16 protein-coding genes are annotated in these 16,000 nt (G+C 57.3%); 5 read left to right on the forward strand and 11 right to left on the reverse strand.

The genetic code is table 11. From position 1 onward, the window contains the following. Positions 1-54: 54 nt before the first annotated feature. The 3 genes from ACR0NW_RS06900 to ACR0NW_RS06910 all read left to right on the forward strand — a co-directional run bounded on the left by ACR0NW_RS06900 (position 55) and on the right by ACR0NW_RS06910 (position 2,245). Complete coding sequence (locus ACR0NW_RS06900; protein WP_480449749.1) at positions 55-888, forward strand: ferredoxin--NADP reductase; 834 nt, start codon at positions 55-57, stop codon at positions 886-888. 244 nt (positions 889-1,132) lie between these two features. Further along, positions 1,133-1,594, forward strand: a complete 462-nt coding sequence (gene infC / locus ACR0NW_RS06905) for a translation initiation factor IF-3 (RefSeq protein ID WP_480450164.1) — start codon at positions 1,133-1,135, stop codon at positions 1,592-1,594. Positions 1,595-1,723: 129 nt separating this feature from the next. Next, positions 1,724-2,245 (forward strand): N-acetyltransferase family protein, encoded by a 522-nt coding sequence (locus tag ACR0NW_RS06910; RefSeq protein WP_480449750.1) that lies wholly within the window; start codon positions 1,724-1,726, stop codon positions 2,243-2,245. Positions 2,246-2,286: 41 nt separating this feature from the next. Here ACR0NW_RS06910 and ACR0NW_RS06915 read toward each other — a convergent pair whose 3' ends face one another. The 9 genes from ACR0NW_RS06915 to ACR0NW_RS06955 all read right to left on the reverse strand — a co-directional run bounded on the left by ACR0NW_RS06915 (position 2,287) and on the right by ACR0NW_RS06955 (position 11,745). Continuing rightward, positions 2,287-3,609, reverse strand: coding sequence for an aspartate aminotransferase family protein (locus tag ACR0NW_RS06915; protein ID WP_480449751.1), 1,323 nt, complete (start codon positions 3,607-3,609; stop codon positions 2,287-2,289). Further along, on the reverse strand, positions 3,606-4,406 hold the full coding sequence (locus ACR0NW_RS06920; protein ID WP_480449752.1) for a beta-keto acid cleavage family enzyme: 801 nt from the start codon (positions 4,404-4,406) through the stop codon (positions 3,606-3,608). The genes ACR0NW_RS06915 and ACR0NW_RS06920 overlap by 4 nt, the downstream gene beginning before the upstream one ends. Positions 4,407-4,550: 144 nt before the next feature. Further along, on the reverse strand, positions 4,551-5,342 hold the full coding sequence (locus tag ACR0NW_RS06925) for an FAD binding domain-containing protein (RefSeq protein ID WP_480449753.1): 792 nt from the start codon (positions 5,340-5,342) through the stop codon (positions 4,551-4,553). Between the two features lie 97 nt (positions 5,343-5,439). Then, positions 5,440-7,803, reverse strand: a complete 2,364-nt coding sequence (locus ACR0NW_RS06930) for a xanthine dehydrogenase family protein molybdopterin-binding subunit (protein ID WP_170652277.1) — start codon at positions 7,801-7,803, stop codon at positions 5,440-5,442. Between the two features lie 54 nt (positions 7,804-7,857). Further along, the gene (locus tag ACR0NW_RS06935) at positions 7,858-8,343 is read right to left on the reverse strand and encodes a (2Fe-2S)-binding protein (protein WP_480449754.1); all 486 of its coding nucleotides are present in this window, start codon (positions 8,341-8,343) and stop codon (positions 7,858-7,860) included. A 153-nt stretch (positions 8,344-8,496) separates the two neighbouring features. Then, complete coding sequence (locus ACR0NW_RS06940; protein ID WP_480449755.1) at positions 8,497-9,498, reverse strand: molybdopterin-binding protein; 1,002 nt, start codon at positions 9,496-9,498, stop codon at positions 8,497-8,499. Then, positions 9,495-10,463, reverse strand: a complete 969-nt coding sequence (locus ACR0NW_RS06945) for an XdhC family protein (RefSeq protein ID WP_480449756.1) — start codon at positions 10,461-10,463, stop codon at positions 9,495-9,497. The genes ACR0NW_RS06940 and ACR0NW_RS06945 overlap by 4 nt, the downstream gene beginning before the upstream one ends. 133 nt (positions 10,464-10,596) lie before the next feature. Then, a complete protein-coding gene (locus ACR0NW_RS06950; RefSeq protein ID WP_480449757.1) occupies positions 10,597-11,187 on the reverse strand; it encodes a DUF6691 family protein in 591 nt (196 codons plus the stop codon). A 3-nt stretch (positions 11,188-11,190) separates the two neighbouring features. After that, complete coding sequence (locus tag ACR0NW_RS06955; protein WP_480449758.1) at positions 11,191-11,745, reverse strand: YeeE/YedE thiosulfate transporter family protein; 555 nt, start codon at positions 11,743-11,745, stop codon at positions 11,191-11,193. A gap of 193 nt (positions 11,746-11,938) precedes the next feature. On the opposite strand from ACR0NW_RS06955, the gene ACR0NW_RS06960 reads away from it, so the two are divergent. Then, positions 11,939-12,439: a hypothetical protein gene (locus ACR0NW_RS06960; protein WP_170652266.1), complete on the forward strand. Its 501-nt coding sequence runs from the start codon at positions 11,939-11,941 to the stop codon at positions 12,437-12,439. 3 nt (positions 12,440-12,442) lie between these two features. Here ACR0NW_RS06960 and ACR0NW_RS06965 read toward each other — a convergent pair whose 3' ends face one another. Both ACR0NW_RS06965 and ACR0NW_RS06970 read right to left on the reverse strand, forming a co-directional pair. Further along, positions 12,443-13,702 carry a vWA domain-containing protein gene (locus ACR0NW_RS06965; RefSeq protein WP_480449759.1) on the reverse strand — a complete coding sequence of 420 codons (1,260 nt, stop codon included), beginning with the start codon at positions 13,700-13,702 and terminating at the stop codon, positions 12,443-12,445. 58 nt (positions 13,703-13,760) lie between these two features. Further along, entirely contained in the window at positions 13,761-14,669 is a 909-nt protein-coding gene (locus ACR0NW_RS06970; protein WP_480449760.1) for an AAA family ATPase, read from the reverse strand. Between the two features lie 192 nt (positions 14,670-14,861). Between ACR0NW_RS06970 and pyrC the strand changes: the two genes are divergently transcribed. Next, entirely contained in the window at positions 14,862-15,902 is a 1,041-nt protein-coding gene (gene pyrC / locus ACR0NW_RS06975; protein ID WP_480449761.1) for a dihydroorotase, read from the forward strand. Positions 15,903-16,000 lie beyond the last annotated feature (98 nt).

Consider the following 16,000-nt stretch of genomic DNA (forward strand, 5'->3'; position numbering starts at 1 on the left):
ACTTGAATCAAAGATTAAACGGAGATGCCGGTTTAGTTGATCGGCAGTGAAACGATGACAGAGATGAAATCCGTGACCGAAGCAACCGCCGTCAAAGCCCCCGTCCTGCCGGACGCTCAAACAGTATTGGACGTGAAACACTGGACCGACAGCCTGTTCTCGTTCAAGGTGTCGCGCCCCGCCAGCCTGCGTTTCCGCTCGGGCGAGTTCGTGATGATCGGCCTGCTGGGCGATAACGGCAAACCGCTGCTGCGTGCCTATTCCATCGCTTCCCCCAGCTGGGACGAGGAACTTGAATTCTATTCGATCAAAGTGCAGGACGGTCCGCTGACCTCGAAACTGCAGCACATCAAGCCGGGCGATCAGATCATCCTGCGGCCAAAGCCCGTCGGCACGCTGGTGCATGACGCGCTGCTGCCCGGGAAACGTCTGTGGTTCTTTGCCACCGGAACCGGCTTTGCACCCTTCGCTTCTCTGCTGCGCGAGCCGCAGACCTATGAGGATTATGACGAAGTCATCATCACCCATACCTGCCGCGAAGTTGCTGAACTGGAATATGGTCGTCAGTTGATTGACAGCATCCGTCAGGACGAACTGCTGGCCGAACTGATCGGTGAAGGCTTCGCTGACAAGATTCGCTACTACCCGACAACAACCCGCGAAGAGAGCCCGAAGATGGGCCGTATCACCGAATTGCTGAAAGACGGCACCGTCTTTGCCGACCTTGGCATCGAAAACGGCATTCAGGCCGAAACTGATCGCGCAATGGTGTGTGGTTCGCTCGCTTTCAACCACGATATCAAAGCAATTCTGGAAGAGTTCGGCCTGCGTGAAGGCGCAAACTCGGACCCGAAGGAATTCGTGATTGAAAAGGCTTTTGTCGGCTGAACTGCCTTGCCGGTTGGGGGCGATGGTGCTCAACCGGCAAAAACCGATGCGATTCCCAAGATTTTCAGGCGCCCCAATGCGGATGGCGCTTGAAACGCTTTGAGCGCCAGTCTAAATTCCAGCCTCGAATTTCTGCAATTATCAAAGGAATGAACCCATAGCCCGCAGACCTCACAACGCGCCGCCGCAACGAGATACTGGCCCGCGCGTCAATGACAAGATCCGTGCCCCCGAAATCCGCCTGATCGGCGCAGAAGGCGAAAATGTCGGGGTGGTTCATCCCGCCAAAGCTATGCAACTTGCCGATGAGGCTGGTCTGGACCTTGTCGAGATCTCGCCAAATGCCAATCCTCCCGTCTGCAAGATCATGGATTTCGGCAAATTCAAATACGAAACGCAGAAACGCGAAGCCGAAGCGCGCAAGAAGCAAAAGATCATCGAGGTGAAAGAGGTCAAATTCCGACCCAACACCGACACCCACGACTATGACGTCAAGATGCGCAACGTGGTCAAGTTTCTGGAAAACGGCGACAAGGTTAAGGTCACACTTCGGTTCCGTGGCCGCGAGATGGCACACCAGAACCTCGGGCGCGAACTGCTGGAACGTGTGGCCGAAGACATTAAGGAAATCGGCAAGGTCGAAAACATGCCGAAGATGGAAGGCCGTCAGATGATCATGATGATCGGCCCGCTGCCGCAGAAATAGCCTATCCCTTGATAAACAGACGAAGCCCTGCCAGCACCAAAAAGGCGGGGCTTTTTTTTATCAGAGTTCGTTTCATCCGTTCATGAACGGTTTCGCCAGTTTCCAGTACTAATTGACAGGTAGCCTCAATTGACAATCCGGGATGCGAACAAAGGCGACGCCAGCAGTTTGGCGGCACTCAGTATCGAGGTTTGGTTGGGGACATACCTTCGCCAGGGCATCAGCGGTTTCTTCGCGGACTACGTTCTGTCCGAATTCACTGCATTCCGGTTCGAAAACCTTATCGCTTCGGGCAACGATTATCTCGCCGTGTCCGAAGGCCACGATGGGATCAAAGGCTTTATACATGTCTCGCGCAACTGCCCGGCACCTGCAGGTGTACCGTCGGAGACCGAAATTCAGACACTGTATGTCCGGCCCAACCAACACGGAAAAGGAATAGGCAAAAAACTACTTCTGTCTGCGGTTGCCTATTGCGATACCGTTTCTGTCCCATCCATCTGGCTTACCACCAACTCAGAAAACACCCCCGCAATAGCCTTTTACCATTCGCAGGGGTTCACCGACGCGGGAACAACGCATTTCCGCATCCAGGATCAGGCATACCCGAACACGATATTCCTGCTGGATCTTTCCCGCGCCGAAACCTGAGAATCCCGCGTCTCCGAGAGTCTTCCTGGCACTTAAGCGAGCTACTCAGGCAGAGCCTCGGATATTGCGCCGGACAACTTGGTGACCAGTTCATCAATCTGAGCATCTTCGATGATGAACGGCGGCGCCAAAAGGATGTGGTCGCCGTTTCTGCCGTCCCGCGTGCCGGACATCGGGTAACAAATTAGCCCCGCAGCTACTGCCGCCTTCTTGACCTTTGCTGCAACACCCAATGACGGGTCAAACGGCATCCGCGTCTCGCGATCAGCTACCAGTTCCACACCACGAAACAGCCCCCTGCCCCTGATATCACCCACATTCGGATGCTGGCCAAAGGCCGCTACCAACGCTGATTGCAGCTTTTCCCCCATGACACCTGCGCGTGCCGGCAGATCGCGGCCTGTCAATTCCCGGACAACCGCCAAGGCAGCCGCCGTTGCTACAGGGTGACCGATATAGGTGTGGCCATGCTGAAAGAACCCCGATCCATCCCGGATCGCGTCATAAATCTTACCAGTACACAACATCGCACCAATCGGCTGATATCCGGCGCCCAACCCCTTGGCGATACATAGAATGTCCGGCGCCACACCATCATGGTCACAAGCAAACAGATGCCCCGTGCGCCCCATGCCACACATAACTTCGTCCAATATCAGCAGCACGCCGTATTGATCGCAAATCTCACGGATGCGCTTGAAATACCCTTCAACCGCCGGAACGGCACCCAGAGTCGCGCCGACCACCGGTTCAGCCATGAACGCCATTACGGTGTCTGCACCAAGACGCAGAATTTCGGCCTCCAACTCGTTGGCGACGCGCTGGCCATAGTCAAAACTGCTCTCACCATCGGGCTTTTCTGCATACTCATAGCAGGGTGCGACATGGCTCATTTCGATCAGAAGCGGAGCAAACTGTGCCCGGCGCCACTCATTCCCTCCAGCAGAAAGCGCCCCCAAGGTATTGCCGTGATAGCTTTGCCGACGCGCGATCACGCGGCGCCGTTCTGGCTGGCCGGTCTCAAGAAAGTACTGCCGCGCCAGCTTGATCGCAGCCTCTGTCGCCTCGGACCCACCGGACACGAAATATACCCGGTCCAGATCCCCCGGCGCATGTTTGATCAACAGGTCCGCCAGTTCTTCCGCCGGCTCTGACGTCATAAATCCGGTATGTGCAAATGCGATCTTCTCTACCTGTTCCTGAACCGCCTTGATCACCGCCGGGTTCGAGTGGCCGAGACAGGACACCGCAGCATCACCACAGTCCAGATACTGCTTGCCTTCGGCATCAATCAGATAACATCCATCCCCGCCTGCGGCGACGGGAAGAACCGATTTGGTATGGCGTGGAAATACGTGACTCATTTCAAATTCCTTTCAAGCGCGCTTGTCAGTGCCGCGACCGAAGAGGCATTGTCCGGCCAGGGATTTCCGTCAGCATCGGTCAGGCTGTTCTCGAATCCAACCCGCAAATCTCCGCCCCGTTTGGCCGCCTCCAGCAAACAGGCATGTTCCTGCGCCCCAAAGGCGCACACCATCCAGCTGTCCGGGCTTATCGGAAACCGGTCCAGATCACCGGGCGACGACGCCATCCCCTTGGAATAGCGCCCAAGAACCAAAAGTCGTTCGGACTGATGCGCCCGAACTATGCCCTGTTTCTGCCAGTCTTTTAGTTGCATCGCATCATCCGCGTCATACAGAATATGCTGCAGCCGGGTACCCTGATCTTCACAAAGGCCATAGATACGATCCGCCAGTTCCGGTGACCGCGCTACTTCCCGCACAGATATCGATGCCCAAGCAGGCCGAACGCCTTTCAGGCAATCGAGCTGTGCCTGCACGTCATAAATCCCTGCCGCCTCGGTCGTTATCTGAATCTGTAAATCTGGAACTGCACCCTCCAGTTCCCGGATAACTTCCTGATACAGTCCAGAATCCAGACTGTGTCCGCCATCTTCATCTCGAACATGCAGATGAAGCCCCTGCGCGCCAGCCAGAAAACAGGATTTTGCAGCTCGGACGATTTCTTCCGTCCCAACCGGCAACGCTGCGTGATCGGTGTGTCCCCGCCTCGCACCATTGGGTGCAACCAGAATGAAAGGCTGCCTTACCCTACCGTTCTCTTGATCCTTCAGCGCTGAATTTCCTGCGGCATCAAACATATGTAAGCCCCGTTCAAAGTTCATCCGGGACACTTGCAGCGGCAAGAGGGCGTTTTCAATTCATACAGTCAAGAACATCTGTTCTTTTTGGCATACGAAAAACCCCGGCCTTAAGCCGGGGTTCGCAAGAAACAAAGCTGTTCTTCAGCCGATAGCTTCGACTGCACGGCGCGTCATGACACCGACAAGATGCGCACGGTATTCTTTGCTGCCATGCAAATCCCCGATCATGTTCATCGGATTGATCTGCAGCCCCATCAGTGCATCAGGCCGGAATTCCTTAGCCAAGGCCTGTTCGGCCTCGGACCAGCGAAATACGCCATCTTCACTGGCACCGGTTACCGCAACCCGAACACCATCCGCGAACCGCGCCACAAATACCCCAACCAGAGCAAAGCGTGAGGCCGGTTGCAAAAACTTCTGATAGCTTGCCGCCTGCGGCACAGGGAACCGAACAGAGGTGATGATTTCACCCTCTTTCAGAGCCGTCGTGAACATTCCCTGAAAATAGTCATCCGCAGCAATCTGACGTGTATTGGTGATGATTGTCGCCCCGGACCCCAAAGTCGCAGCGGGATAGCACGCCGCAGGGTCGTTGTTGGCCAGCGAACCACCCAGTGTTCCCCGGTTACGCACGGCAGGATCACCAATGTGCCCCGCCAATTCCGATAGCGCCGGGTACTTGTCGGCGGCTTCAGCGGAAACCGTCGCATGGGTTGTTGCCCCGCCAACGGCCAGCGAACCGTCATCTTCTACGCAGACGCCCTGCATCTCCGCGATCCCGCTCAACGATACCAGTTTGGACGGCGCCGCCAGACGCTGCTTCAGCGTCGGGATCAGGGTTTGACCACCTCCCAGCACCTGCACGTCCTCCCCTGCTAACGCCGCGGCTGCATCCGCAATCGTCGCCGGTTTTTCAAACTCGAAATTGTACATTTCGTACTTCCTTTCCGAAGAACACCGATCCGTTCTTCATCTGGCTATAAATACTCTGGGGGTCTGGGGGCATAGCCCCCAGCCTCTCAGCATTCATTCAGCTGTTCATTGCCGCCCAAACACGCGACGGGCTAACCGGCATGTCGATATGATCGACAGCCTTGCCGCCCGATTGCAGCGCGTCGACCACCGCATTGACCACCGCCGGCGGTGACCCGATTGCCCCGGCCTCACCACAGCCTTTCACGCCCAGCGGATTGTGGGTGCATGGCGTCTGGCTGGAATGATCGACACCATAGAATGGCACGTCATCCGCACGCGGCATCGCGTAGTCCATGAACGAAGCACTCAGCAGCTGACCATTCTCGTCATAGGCACAGTTCTCCAGCAGTGCCTGACCGATGCCCTGACCGATGCCACCATGGACCTGACCATCAACAATCATCGGATTGATAATGTTTCCAAAATCATCCGCCGCCGTGAACTTTTCGATCGAGACCTGCCCGGTTTCCGGGTCAACCTCGACTTCGCAGGCATAGGCACCGGCTGGGTAAGTAAAGTTCGCCGGATCATAGAATGCCGTCTCTTCAAGCCCCGGCTCGGTGAATTCCAGCGGATAGTTATGCGGAACATAAGCAGTCAGGGTAACGTCCCCCCAGGCCACGGACTTGTCGGTGCCCGCCACAGTGAACTGGCCATCCTTCAACTCAATATCAGCTTCTGAAGCTTCCAACAGGTGCGCGGCAATCGTCTTGGCCTTGTCGATGACCTTTTCGGTCGCCTTGACCATGGCCGATCCACAGACCGCCAGCGACCGGGACCCGTAGGTACCCATGCCAAAGGGAATCTTGGACGTGTCGCCATGCACAATCTCGACCATCGACTCGTCAATACCGATCATGTCCGCGACAATCTGCGGGAACGATGTTTCGTGTCCCTGTCCGTGGCTGTGCGCCCCTACCATCACGCTGATTGAACCGGTCGCATTCACCCGAACGGTCGCCGCATCATAAAGACCCGCGCGCGCGCCCAGCATGCCGACGATGTTCGATGGCGCGATACCGCAAGCCTCGATATAGCAGTTGACGCCCAGACCACGCAGCTTGCCATTGGCCTCGCTTTGCGCACGACGCCCAGCAAAACCAGCTAGATCCGCAGCCTGCTCCAGCTTATCCATCGTTCCGTTGTAATCGCCGGTGTCATAGGTCAACGCCACCGGAGTGTCATACGGGAACTGAGTGATAAAGTTTTGCCGACGCAAAGCTATTGGATCTACGCCCAGTTCGCGCGCGGCTTTGTCGATCACACGTTCGATCTGATAGGTCGCCTCGGGCCGTCCGGCGCCGCGATAGGCATCGACAGCGACAGTATTGGTGAACATCGCTTTTACGTTCACCTGAATAACCGGCGTCTTGTAGTTGCCCGCCATCAGTGTCCCGTGCAGCCAGGTGGGAACCGAGCTTGAAAAGGTCGACAGATACGCACCAAGGTTGGCATAGGTATCCGTACGCAGGCCGACAAAATTGTTATCCGCATCCAGCGCCAGTTCAATCTTGGTCACATGATCACGGCCCTGCGCATCCGACATGAACGCTTCGCTGCGGCTGGATGTCCACTTCACCGGCCGGTTACAGGCTTTTGCCGCAAAGGTACAAAACGCCTCTTCGGCGTAATGGAAGATCTTTGTTCCAAAGCCGCCGCCAACATCCGGTGCCACCACGCGGACCTTGTGTTCAGGCAAACCCAAAACAAAGGCGCACATCAGCAGTCGGATCACATGCGGATTCTGCGACGTGGTGTAAAGCGTATAATCCTGAGTGCCCCTGTTGTATTCGGCCACCGCCACGCGGGGCTCCATCGGGTTGGCAACAAGACGGTTATTGACCAGCTCCAGCGTGGTGACATGCGCCGCGTTGGCGAACACTTCGTCCACCTTGGCATTGTCCGCCTCGCCCAGCATCCAGTCATAACAGATGTTGTTCTTGAGGTCGTCATGGACAAGGGTGGAACCTTCCTGAGCTGCCGCCTTCATATCCATCACGGCGGGCAGTTCCTCGAGGTCCACGTCAATCGCCTCGGCAGCGTCGCGCGCCTGCTCCAACGAATCCGCAATCACTGCTGCAATCGGATCGCCCACATGACGAACCTTGCCCTGCGCCAGAATAGGGTGCGGCGGTTCCTGCATCGGCGCGCCGTGACGGTCGGCAACTTCCCAGCCACAGGGCATCCCGCCTACGCCTTCAAAGTCCTTACCGGTAAACACCCGCACAACCCCCGGCATGGCCTCGGCCGCCGAAGTGTCAATGCTCTTGATACGGCCATGCGCCATATCCGATCTCAAAAAATGGACATACGCCTGACCATGAACGTTAATGTCGTCTGTATAGTTGCCTGCTCCGGTCAGAAAGCGCACGTCCTCGCGGCGCTTGGAACTGGCTCCGATGCCACTGTCTTTGGGCATTGCTTGTTCTCCTCCCTGGAAAAGAATTTTCGTAGAAAATTCTCTGTGGCCGCTTCACGCGGCAGCGATGTGACTCACGTCCTGACCGGATGCGGCCATGATCGCCTTGACGATGTTGTGATACCCGGTGCAACGGCACAGGTTGCCCTCAAGATACTTGCGAATTTCCGCCTCGGTCGGGCGCGGGTTTTCTTTCAGCAGCGCTGCCGCGCTCATCACCATGCCCGGCGTGCAGAATCCGCATTGCAGGCCATGGTGGTCCTGAAACGCCTGCTGGATCACGTTCAGCGAACCATCCTCGTCGGCCTGTCCTTCGATCGTCCCGACATCAGCCCCATCAGCCTCGAGCGCAAGCATGTTGCAGGATTTGACCGCCTCGCCATCAACGTGAACAACGCAGGCACCGCACTGTGCCGTATCGCAACCGACATGAGTTCCGGTCAGCGACAGATGTTCGCGCAGAAAACTGGACAGCAGGGTCCGGCCTTCGACATCCCCGGTCACGGCCTTCCCGTTCACGGTCATTGAGACCTGTGTCATGAGATCCTCCCTTTTGATTTTCTCCCTTGGCCCTGAGTTAAACATGGGAAAATTCGTTTGAGAACAAAAATATTTACCGAATTTTCCTTCGACCACAGCGCCCGACTTTTTAAACCTATGGCACTGGGTCTGACGGACAAAAATGCCGTTGCGTCACTTTACCCTGCCCGCGCGCGGTTGCGGTCTGGTGGGAATTTCCTTGAGCAACCCCCCGACGCCCATGCCGGCGATATCTGCGCCAGTTGTTTCAATGCCGCAGGCCACCCGGGACAAAACCCAGTCAGCCCCGTTAAGCGCGGGCGAGCGTGCGCAACCGGGCAGACCAATGACCGGTCGCTCGCCAAGAGCGCCAAGAAACAAAAGGTTTCCCGGGTCAACCGGCATTCCGAACCGGTCGACACTGCCGCCCGCAGCACGCACGGCAGTTGGCGCAATATCGGCCGGGTCAGACGTGGCTGAACCGGTCAGGATCATTGCAACCTCGCCTTTCAGATCAGAAATTGCCCTTGCCAGATCAGGAATTCGGTGAGGTACGACCTGAACGTCGCGCAAATCCATGCCCAATGCCTCAACCCGGGTCCGGATCGCTGCGATGCCCTTTTCATTGGGCGGCCCGCCCGGGATATCAGTGACCACGAGGCCCGCCGTTTTGTGAACCGGCGGTATCAGCCGGACAGCATCCCGTGCCAGATTCGCGGCCCGTAATACGTCCTCCCGAGGTACGGCATAGGAAATGATCTTGATCGTCGCCACCATGCCCCGCGGCCCCATCTGCTGGTATTGCGGAACCGTGGCCACCGTTATCATGGGGTGCACCTGATTGAATTGCTGGATCGCCGGGATATCCAGAACCACAACACCCGGCCCGTCTGCCAGAATATTCACCCGGCCCGTAAACGCTTCGGTCACGTGTAGGTTGACGTGCTCGGGGTCGGGCACAAGTGCTTTGGCCAGCATCCCGGCTGCTTCGTCTTCGTGGCAGTCGCCGGACTCCATTCGTGCCACTATGACTTCGGCAACGCCCCCGGCCATCAACTTCGTGATATGCCGGGCGTCCAGCATTACGCCCTTTCGGATCTTTTGTTCACCAACCGTGATGGAGTGAGCCAGAATTGCCCCTTCGGCTTCATCAACCGGAACAGGCCCGAATTTCATGCTTTACCCCGCAAAACGGCAGTCATCTCGGCCAGAATGGCAACAGCAATTTCCGATGGTCCGGCAGCACCTATATCCAGACCAACCGGACCGTGAATGCGCGCTATTTGCTCATCCGAGAATCCGGACTGCTTCATCCGGTCCACGCGCTTGGCGTGCGTTCGCTTAGACCCCAGCGCTCCAATATAGAATACACCGGCACTCAGAGCAGCCTGCAAGGCGGGATCATCCAGCTTGGGATCGTGGGTCAGCAACACCAGCGCGGTCCGCGAATCCAACCCCAAACGCGCCACAGCCTCGTCAGGCCAATCCGTCAGAATCCGTTCCCCGGGGAAGCGCGCATTCGACGCGAAGGTCTCGCGCGGATCGATGATCGCCGGATCATAACCCGCGATCCGTGCCATCGGAACCAGCGCCTGCGCAATATGAACCGCGCCGACAACGATCAAACGTAGCGGAGGGTTATGCACGGCGACAAATGTCTGCCCGTCCTCTTCAAAACCGGATCGATCGGCCCTCAAACGGTCCGAATAAGCATTGCGACGCAGGGCTCGTTTCCCGGTCTCGATGTTGACCTCATAGGCCAATGGCTCACGGTTGGCTCGGGCTGCGACCAGTTCTGCCAGCATAGCCTCCGGCAGGACGGATCCCACAGGCTCAACCAGCACCCGGATCGTTCCACCACAGGCCAGCCCAACGGCAAAGGCGTCTTCGTCACTGACACCGAATTCAAGCAGCCGGGCGTCGCCCTCCTCTATAGCTTCGATCGCTTCGACGATGACCGCGCCTTCGACACAGCCGCCTGAAACGGAACCTTCGATCCGCCCATCACCACCTACAACAAGTTGCGCTCCCACCCGCCGGGGCGCGCTGCCCCAGGTTTCGACAACGGTCGCAAGTGCTGCACCGGTTCCGTCGCGGTACCAGTCCAGCGCGGTTTCGGGGCTGCTGTCGAATCGATCCATGGAACCCTCCGGGAATGTCTGGGATCAACATAGGGAGGTTTGGCGCAATGAAAAGCGGCCCGGCGGGAACACGGATCGCCGGGCCGCAACGCGCGGCACATGATAGCGCGAGTTGCCGCGCGCATTCCTGTGCCTATTCGGCTGGCTGCGGCTGCGTTGGCTGCCCTGCAAGGCGCTCTGGCAAGGCAAATGCAACTGCGATCAGGGCCAGGCCAAGGACAATGCCCAAAACATCACCGGGAATTGCCGTCAGACCGTCATAATCTGCGCCCGGAACGGTTCCCAGCGTGACTTTGCCGCCAGCGATTTTGTTGAGAAGCCCGGTTGATTTCCAAAAGGGATAAGAAATCATGTAAGCCGCCGCACCCAACAGTCCGCCTGCTATGAAAAACAGCGCATCCTTGCGGCCCGAACTGGCGGCAACCAAACCGGTGCCGGGACAATAGCCGGAAAAAGCCCAACCGGCCCCCAGCAAAAGTCCTCCCAAAAAGACGCCCGCATAGGCTGTCTTGACCGACATATGCCCCACATCAACCAGGCCCAGCATCTGGCCGCCAAACATCAGGACCGAACCCACGCCAATTGCCAACAATATCGATTTGGCAAGATTGAGGTTAGTAAGGTTCAACATCGAGTTAATGTAGGATGGGTTAGAGGCACCAACGCGATCCAGAACCGCGCCAAAGGCCGCTCCGATCACCAGTGCAAGAAGGATCGAGGTCATGGATCACGCCTCCTTTCTGAACATCAAAAGAGAAACCGGGATGGCTGCGGCGAATGCTCCAGCTGCGAAGATGTATCCGCTGAGCGCAGTCTGCATCATCCCCGACATCATATGTCCCGAGGTGCAGCCCCCCGCCAGACGGGCGCCGTAGAGCACTACAAACCCACCCAGAAATGCCGCCGCATATCGTTTAGCCGGGCTGTCCCCGAAATTGGCGCGCCACAGGGCCGGTATCTGGCGTTCGGCGCTTGAAATTCCGCCGCGCACCTTGGCAGAGACCAAGCCGCCGATCATCATCGCAATCACAAAAACAAACGAATAATTCAGAGGGTTCGAGACAGACTTGGCATATTTTCCATTCGACTTGGCCAGATATGCATTGCTCGATGTGTATCCACCCTCGTCGGTTGTCGTTACGAATTCTGGGTTAACTGTATCAGCAAGGAGGCCATCCAGAATCACGAACTGCGTCGATACGCCGATCGGCTTGACCAGCAGGACCGCAGCAAAGAAGACCAATCCCAGTAACAGCCCTCCGATTTTCCAGTTCAGAGGCATGAGGTGTCCTTTCGGCGTAATTACATTCTGATTCCTGAATACATTACATATTCCAAATCTCGCATGACATAGATCAAAGTCACATTCAAAAAACACAAAGGATTGATTGTAAGGGGTTTCGACCCTAGCTTGCCGATGACCAAAGGCGCTAAGCGCTTGCATGGTTGGAAAATTTTAAAACGGAGACTATGACTTGAAACGTTTTCTTGCGATTGGCACAGCACTTGGCCTTCTGGCATCCACTTCGGCCTGGGCCGACACTTTCGAGCGCTACGGAGAGGTCGAAGGTTGGAAGGTCTTCATAGATAATGAAAAGAAATCCTGCCTGATCGAGGCCGTCGACGACGCTGAAAACGTTGTACAGATGGGCCTGACCAAAGATCGCGCCGTAGCTTATGTCGGCGTCTTCACAAAGGCCAAGACAGACATCAAAAAAGGCGAGAAGGAAGGCGTGGCGATCCTGCTGGGCGACCAGCTTTATGTTGGTGAGGCAACCGGGATGCGCGGCAATATCACCAAAGGATATTCTGGTGGATATGTCCTGACCGACGACCCCAGCTTTGTCGATGCTGTAGCCAAGGAAAAAGTCATGGCTGTTTTTCCTGAAAAAGAGTTCGGCTTTACCGTCGATCTGACCGGCACCTACAAGGCCATCGAAATGGCCCGCGAGTGTAACGAAAAGCAGTTGTCTTAATCTCTACCGGGAAAGCGCGGCTATCAGCCGGGCTTTCTCACCCACATCATCCGGGGTCGAAATAGCAGTCGCCAGATCTTCCAGCGAAGCGATCGAATGTCCCGCGCGAAAACTGTCAACATGCGGCAACATGGCCGCGACGCCTTTGGCTTTTGGTGCGAAACCATCCCACCGAAGCAACGGATTTAGCCAGATCAACCTGCGCGCGGAAAGATGCAGGCGCTCCATCTCACGTTCCAGGCTCTGTGTATCGCCACGCTCCAAACCATCCGAGATCAGCAGCACGACGGCCCCCTGCCCCATGACTCGCCGCGACCAGTCACGGTTAAAGTCATGCAGGCACTCTCCGATCCGAGTTCCACCTTCCCAGTCCTGCGCTTCTGATCCGGCGGCAGCCAGCGCCGCGTCAACGTCGCGCTGGTTCAGATGGCGGGTGATATTGGTCAACCGCGTGCCAAAGGTGAACGCATGGACCCGGGCCCATCCTGCCCCCTTGTTGTTTGAAACGGTGTGCAGAAAATGCAGGATGATGCGGCTGTATTGGCTCATCGAACCAGAGATATCGCACAGCACCACCAGATTGGGCCAGCGCGGTCTGGGCTGCATCCGCGCAATGTTCCGCAACTCCCCTCCCTGACGCATGGCCGCGCGCAAAGTCCGGGCGCGGTCGATCCGGTGCCCCAGATGGCTGGCCTGACCGCGGCGGGATTCGATGGGCTTTACCGGAAGCGATAACCGCGCCAGCAAGCGTTTTGCCTGCGCAACTTCTTCGGTGCTCATCTGTTCGAAATCCAGCTTTCGCAACCGCTCTTCGGTCGAGGCGGTCAGAGAGGCGTCGATATCCAGCTCGGTTTCATCATTCTCCTGTTCGGGGATGTCAGGAAGATCCCGTTCGACTCCATCCAGCAAAGCCTCGGCTGCGCGCTTTTCCCCGGCATCCGCCTTGCGTTCTTCCTGCACGCCGCGAATGGCAGGCAGCATCATGGACATCATATGTTCAAGATAACGCGGATCGCGCCAGTACAGCCGAAAAACCTGAGCAAATACGGTGCGATGTTCCGGACGGCTGACGAAACAGGCATGGAGCGTCCAGAAGAAATCCTCTTTCTCGGTAAATCCCGCCGCCTCCACTGCCCGGATTGCATCCACCACCCGGCCCGTGCCGATGGGCAGACCCGCTTTGCGCAAGGCACGTGCGAAATGGGTGATGTTCTGCGCCAGTTTGGGGTCGTCGGGGATATCCAGCGGAAGTTGCTCTGCCATTATCCATCATGAGGGCGCCGCCCCCATACCCCCGAGGTATTGCCCAACAGAAAAAGCCTCATGCCGGTTCAAGCGAGGCTTTCGCCTGATCCAGAATACGCTTTGCCTCGGACCCCTGTAGTTTCTGAATGTCGTCCTGATATTTCAAAATCGCGCCAAGCGTGTCCCCGATCACCTCGGGGCTAAGGTTGATGACATCCAGCGCCAATAGGCATTTTGCCCAGTCGATGGTTTCGGCAACACCCGGCTTTTTGAACAGATCCTCGGTACGCAGTCGCTGGACAAATGCCACCACCTCGCGGCTGAGCGTCTCGGCTGCCTCTGGCGCGCGGGCGTGCAATATCTCGATTTCACGGTCGAAATCCGGATAGTCGACCCAGTGATAAAGGCACCGCCGCTTAAGCGCGTCATGCACTTCACGTGTGCGGTTGGACGTCACAATCACGATTGGCGGCTCAGGGGCGTGGACGGTTCCCAGTTCGGGAATCGTCACCTGAAAATCGCTGAGCGCCTCCAGCAGGAATGCCTCAAACGGTTCGTCGGTGCGGTCCAACTCGTCAATCAGCAGAACCGGTGCGCCATTCTCATCCGGGCGCATGGCCTGCAAAAGCGGACGTTCCACCAGAAACTCGTCCGAGAACAATTCGGTTTGCAGCGCGGCGCGATCAGCACCTCCCGCAGCCTCAGCGGTTCGGATCGCTACCATCTGAGCCGGAAAATTCCATTCATAAACGGCCGAAGACGCATCCAGCCCCTCATAGCACTGCAACCGGATCAGCCGGCGTTCAAGACCAGCGGCCAATGCCTTGGCGATTTCGGTTTTGCCTACCCCTGCCTCACCCTCCAGAAACAACGGCCTGCCAAGCTTGAGCGAAAGGAACACAACCGTGGCCAGCGCCCTGCCGCATACATAGCCTTGTGAACCAAGCAATTCCTGCACGGCGTCGATGGTTTGTGGTTGCGTCATGTGATGGTTTCTCCCTTGGCACAACAGTTCACGGTGGCGGGCGGACGTCAAGTCCGTGATCTTTCGGGGATTTACGCCGGACTGATCAGTTGGCAACCCTGTCGCGCACCTTTCTTTAATCAGTTGGACAAATCGACCGCGTTTCACTGACGGGACTTTCCCGCCCGCACAGGCTGTGCTAGCGGATGCGCCATGACCCACAGCCTTACGATCCGCCGCCCCGACGATTGGCATCTGCATCTGCGCGATGGCGCCATGCTGCAGGCCGTTCTGCCCGAAACCGCACGCCATTTCGCGCGCGCGATCATCATGCCCAATCTGGTGCCGCCTGTGGTGACTGGCGCACAGGCTTCCGACTATCGTGAACGCATTCTGGCCGCGCTGCCCGACGGCATGACGTTCGAGCCGCTGATGACCCTGTACCTGACCGAGGACACGGACCCCGAAGATATGGCCGCCGCCCACGCCACCGGGTTGATCAAGGCAGTAAAGCTGTATCCTGCCGGGGCGACAACAAATTCGGCCTCAGGTGTGCGCGATTTCGACAAGGTGCGCGGTGTGCTCGAGAAGATGGCCGAGATTGGTCTGCCATTGTGCGTACACGGCGAAGTGACCGACGCCGAAATCGACATTTTCGACCGCGAGGCGGTATTCATCGACCGGGTCCTTGATCCGATCCGCAAGGCCACTCCGGGGCTGCGGGTTGTGATGGAGCACATTACCACCTCAAATGGCGTCGACTATGTCAAGTCCAACGAATCCGATTTGGGTGCAACGATCACGACCCATCACCTGATCATCAATCGCAACCACATCCTCGTTGGCGGGATCAAGCCGCACTATTACTGCCTGCCCGTTGCCAAACGCGAAGAACACCGGCTGGCCCTGCTGACTGCGGCAACATCGGGCGATACCCGGTTTTTCCTTGGTACGGACAGCGCACCACATACCGACGCCAACAAGGAAATGGCATGCGGTTGCGCCGGTTGTTTCACCGCCACCAACACCATGTCACTATTGGCCGAGATGTTTGAGCGGGTAGATGCGCTCGACAAGCTTGAAGGGTTTGCGTCGCTTAACGGCCCCGCCTTCTATCGTTTGCCGGTGAACGAGGAAACGATCACGCTGACCAAAGGCCAGCCTGTGACCTATCCCGACAAGATCAACACCGATGATGGACCCGTGACCGTCTTCGACCCCGGCTTCCCTCTGCACTGGAGTGTAACTCTCTGACTTCTTTTCGTTTTCAAATACGGACGGCGTTAACCAGCCTCTAGCGAAAGCGCCCGGGTTTTGGGCCTCCGGCGGCCGAATTTGAACCGAGAAGAAGA

The sequence above is a fragment of the Ruegeria sp. CF5 genome (assembly GCF_056537325.1).

Coding starts and splice junctions, on each gene's coding strand:
- ACR0NW_RS06900 (WP_480449749.1), top strand. CDS start 55: ATGACAGAGATGAAATCCGTGACCGAAGCAACCGCCGTCAAAGCCCCC.
- ACR0NW_RS06915 (WP_480449751.1), bottom strand. CDS start 3,609: ATGAGTCACGTATTTCCACGCCATACCAAATCGGTTCTTCCCGTCGCC.
- ACR0NW_RS06920 (WP_480449752.1), bottom strand. CDS start 4,406: ATGTTTGATGCCGCAGGAAATTCAGCGCTGAAGGATCAAGAGAACGGT.
- ACR0NW_RS06925 (WP_480449753.1), bottom strand. CDS start 5,342: ATGTACAATTTCGAGTTTGAAAAACCGGCGACGATTGCGGATGCAGCC.
- ACR0NW_RS06930 (WP_170652277.1), bottom strand. CDS start 7,803: ATGCCCAAAGACAGTGGCATCGGAGCCAGTTCCAAGCGCCGCGAGGAC.
- ACR0NW_RS06935 (WP_480449754.1), bottom strand. CDS start 8,343: ATGACACAGGTCTCAATGACCGTGAACGGGAAGGCCGTGACCGGGGAT.
- ACR0NW_RS06940 (WP_480449755.1), bottom strand. CDS start 9,498: ATGAAATTCGGGCCTGTTCCGGTTGATGAAGCCGAAGGGGCAATTCTG.
- ACR0NW_RS06945 (WP_480449756.1), bottom strand. CDS start 10,463: ATGGATCGATTCGACAGCAGCCCCGAAACCGCGCTGGACTGGTACCGC.
- ACR0NW_RS06950 (WP_480449757.1), bottom strand. CDS start 11,187: ATGACCTCGATCCTTCTTGCACTGGTGATCGGAGCGGCCTTTGGCGCG.
- ACR0NW_RS06955 (WP_480449758.1), bottom strand. CDS start 11,745: ATGCCTCTGAACTGGAAAATCGGAGGGCTGTTACTGGGATTGGTCTTC.
- ACR0NW_RS06965 (WP_480449759.1), bottom strand. CDS start 13,702: ATGGCAGAGCAACTTCCGCTGGATATCCCCGACGACCCCAAACTGGCG.
- ACR0NW_RS06970 (WP_480449760.1), bottom strand. CDS start 14,669: ATGACGCAACCACAAACCATCGACGCCGTGCAGGAATTGCTTGGTTCA.
- pyrC (WP_480449761.1), top strand. CDS start 14,862: ATGACCCACAGCCTTACGATCCGCCGCCCCGACGATTGGCATCTGCAT.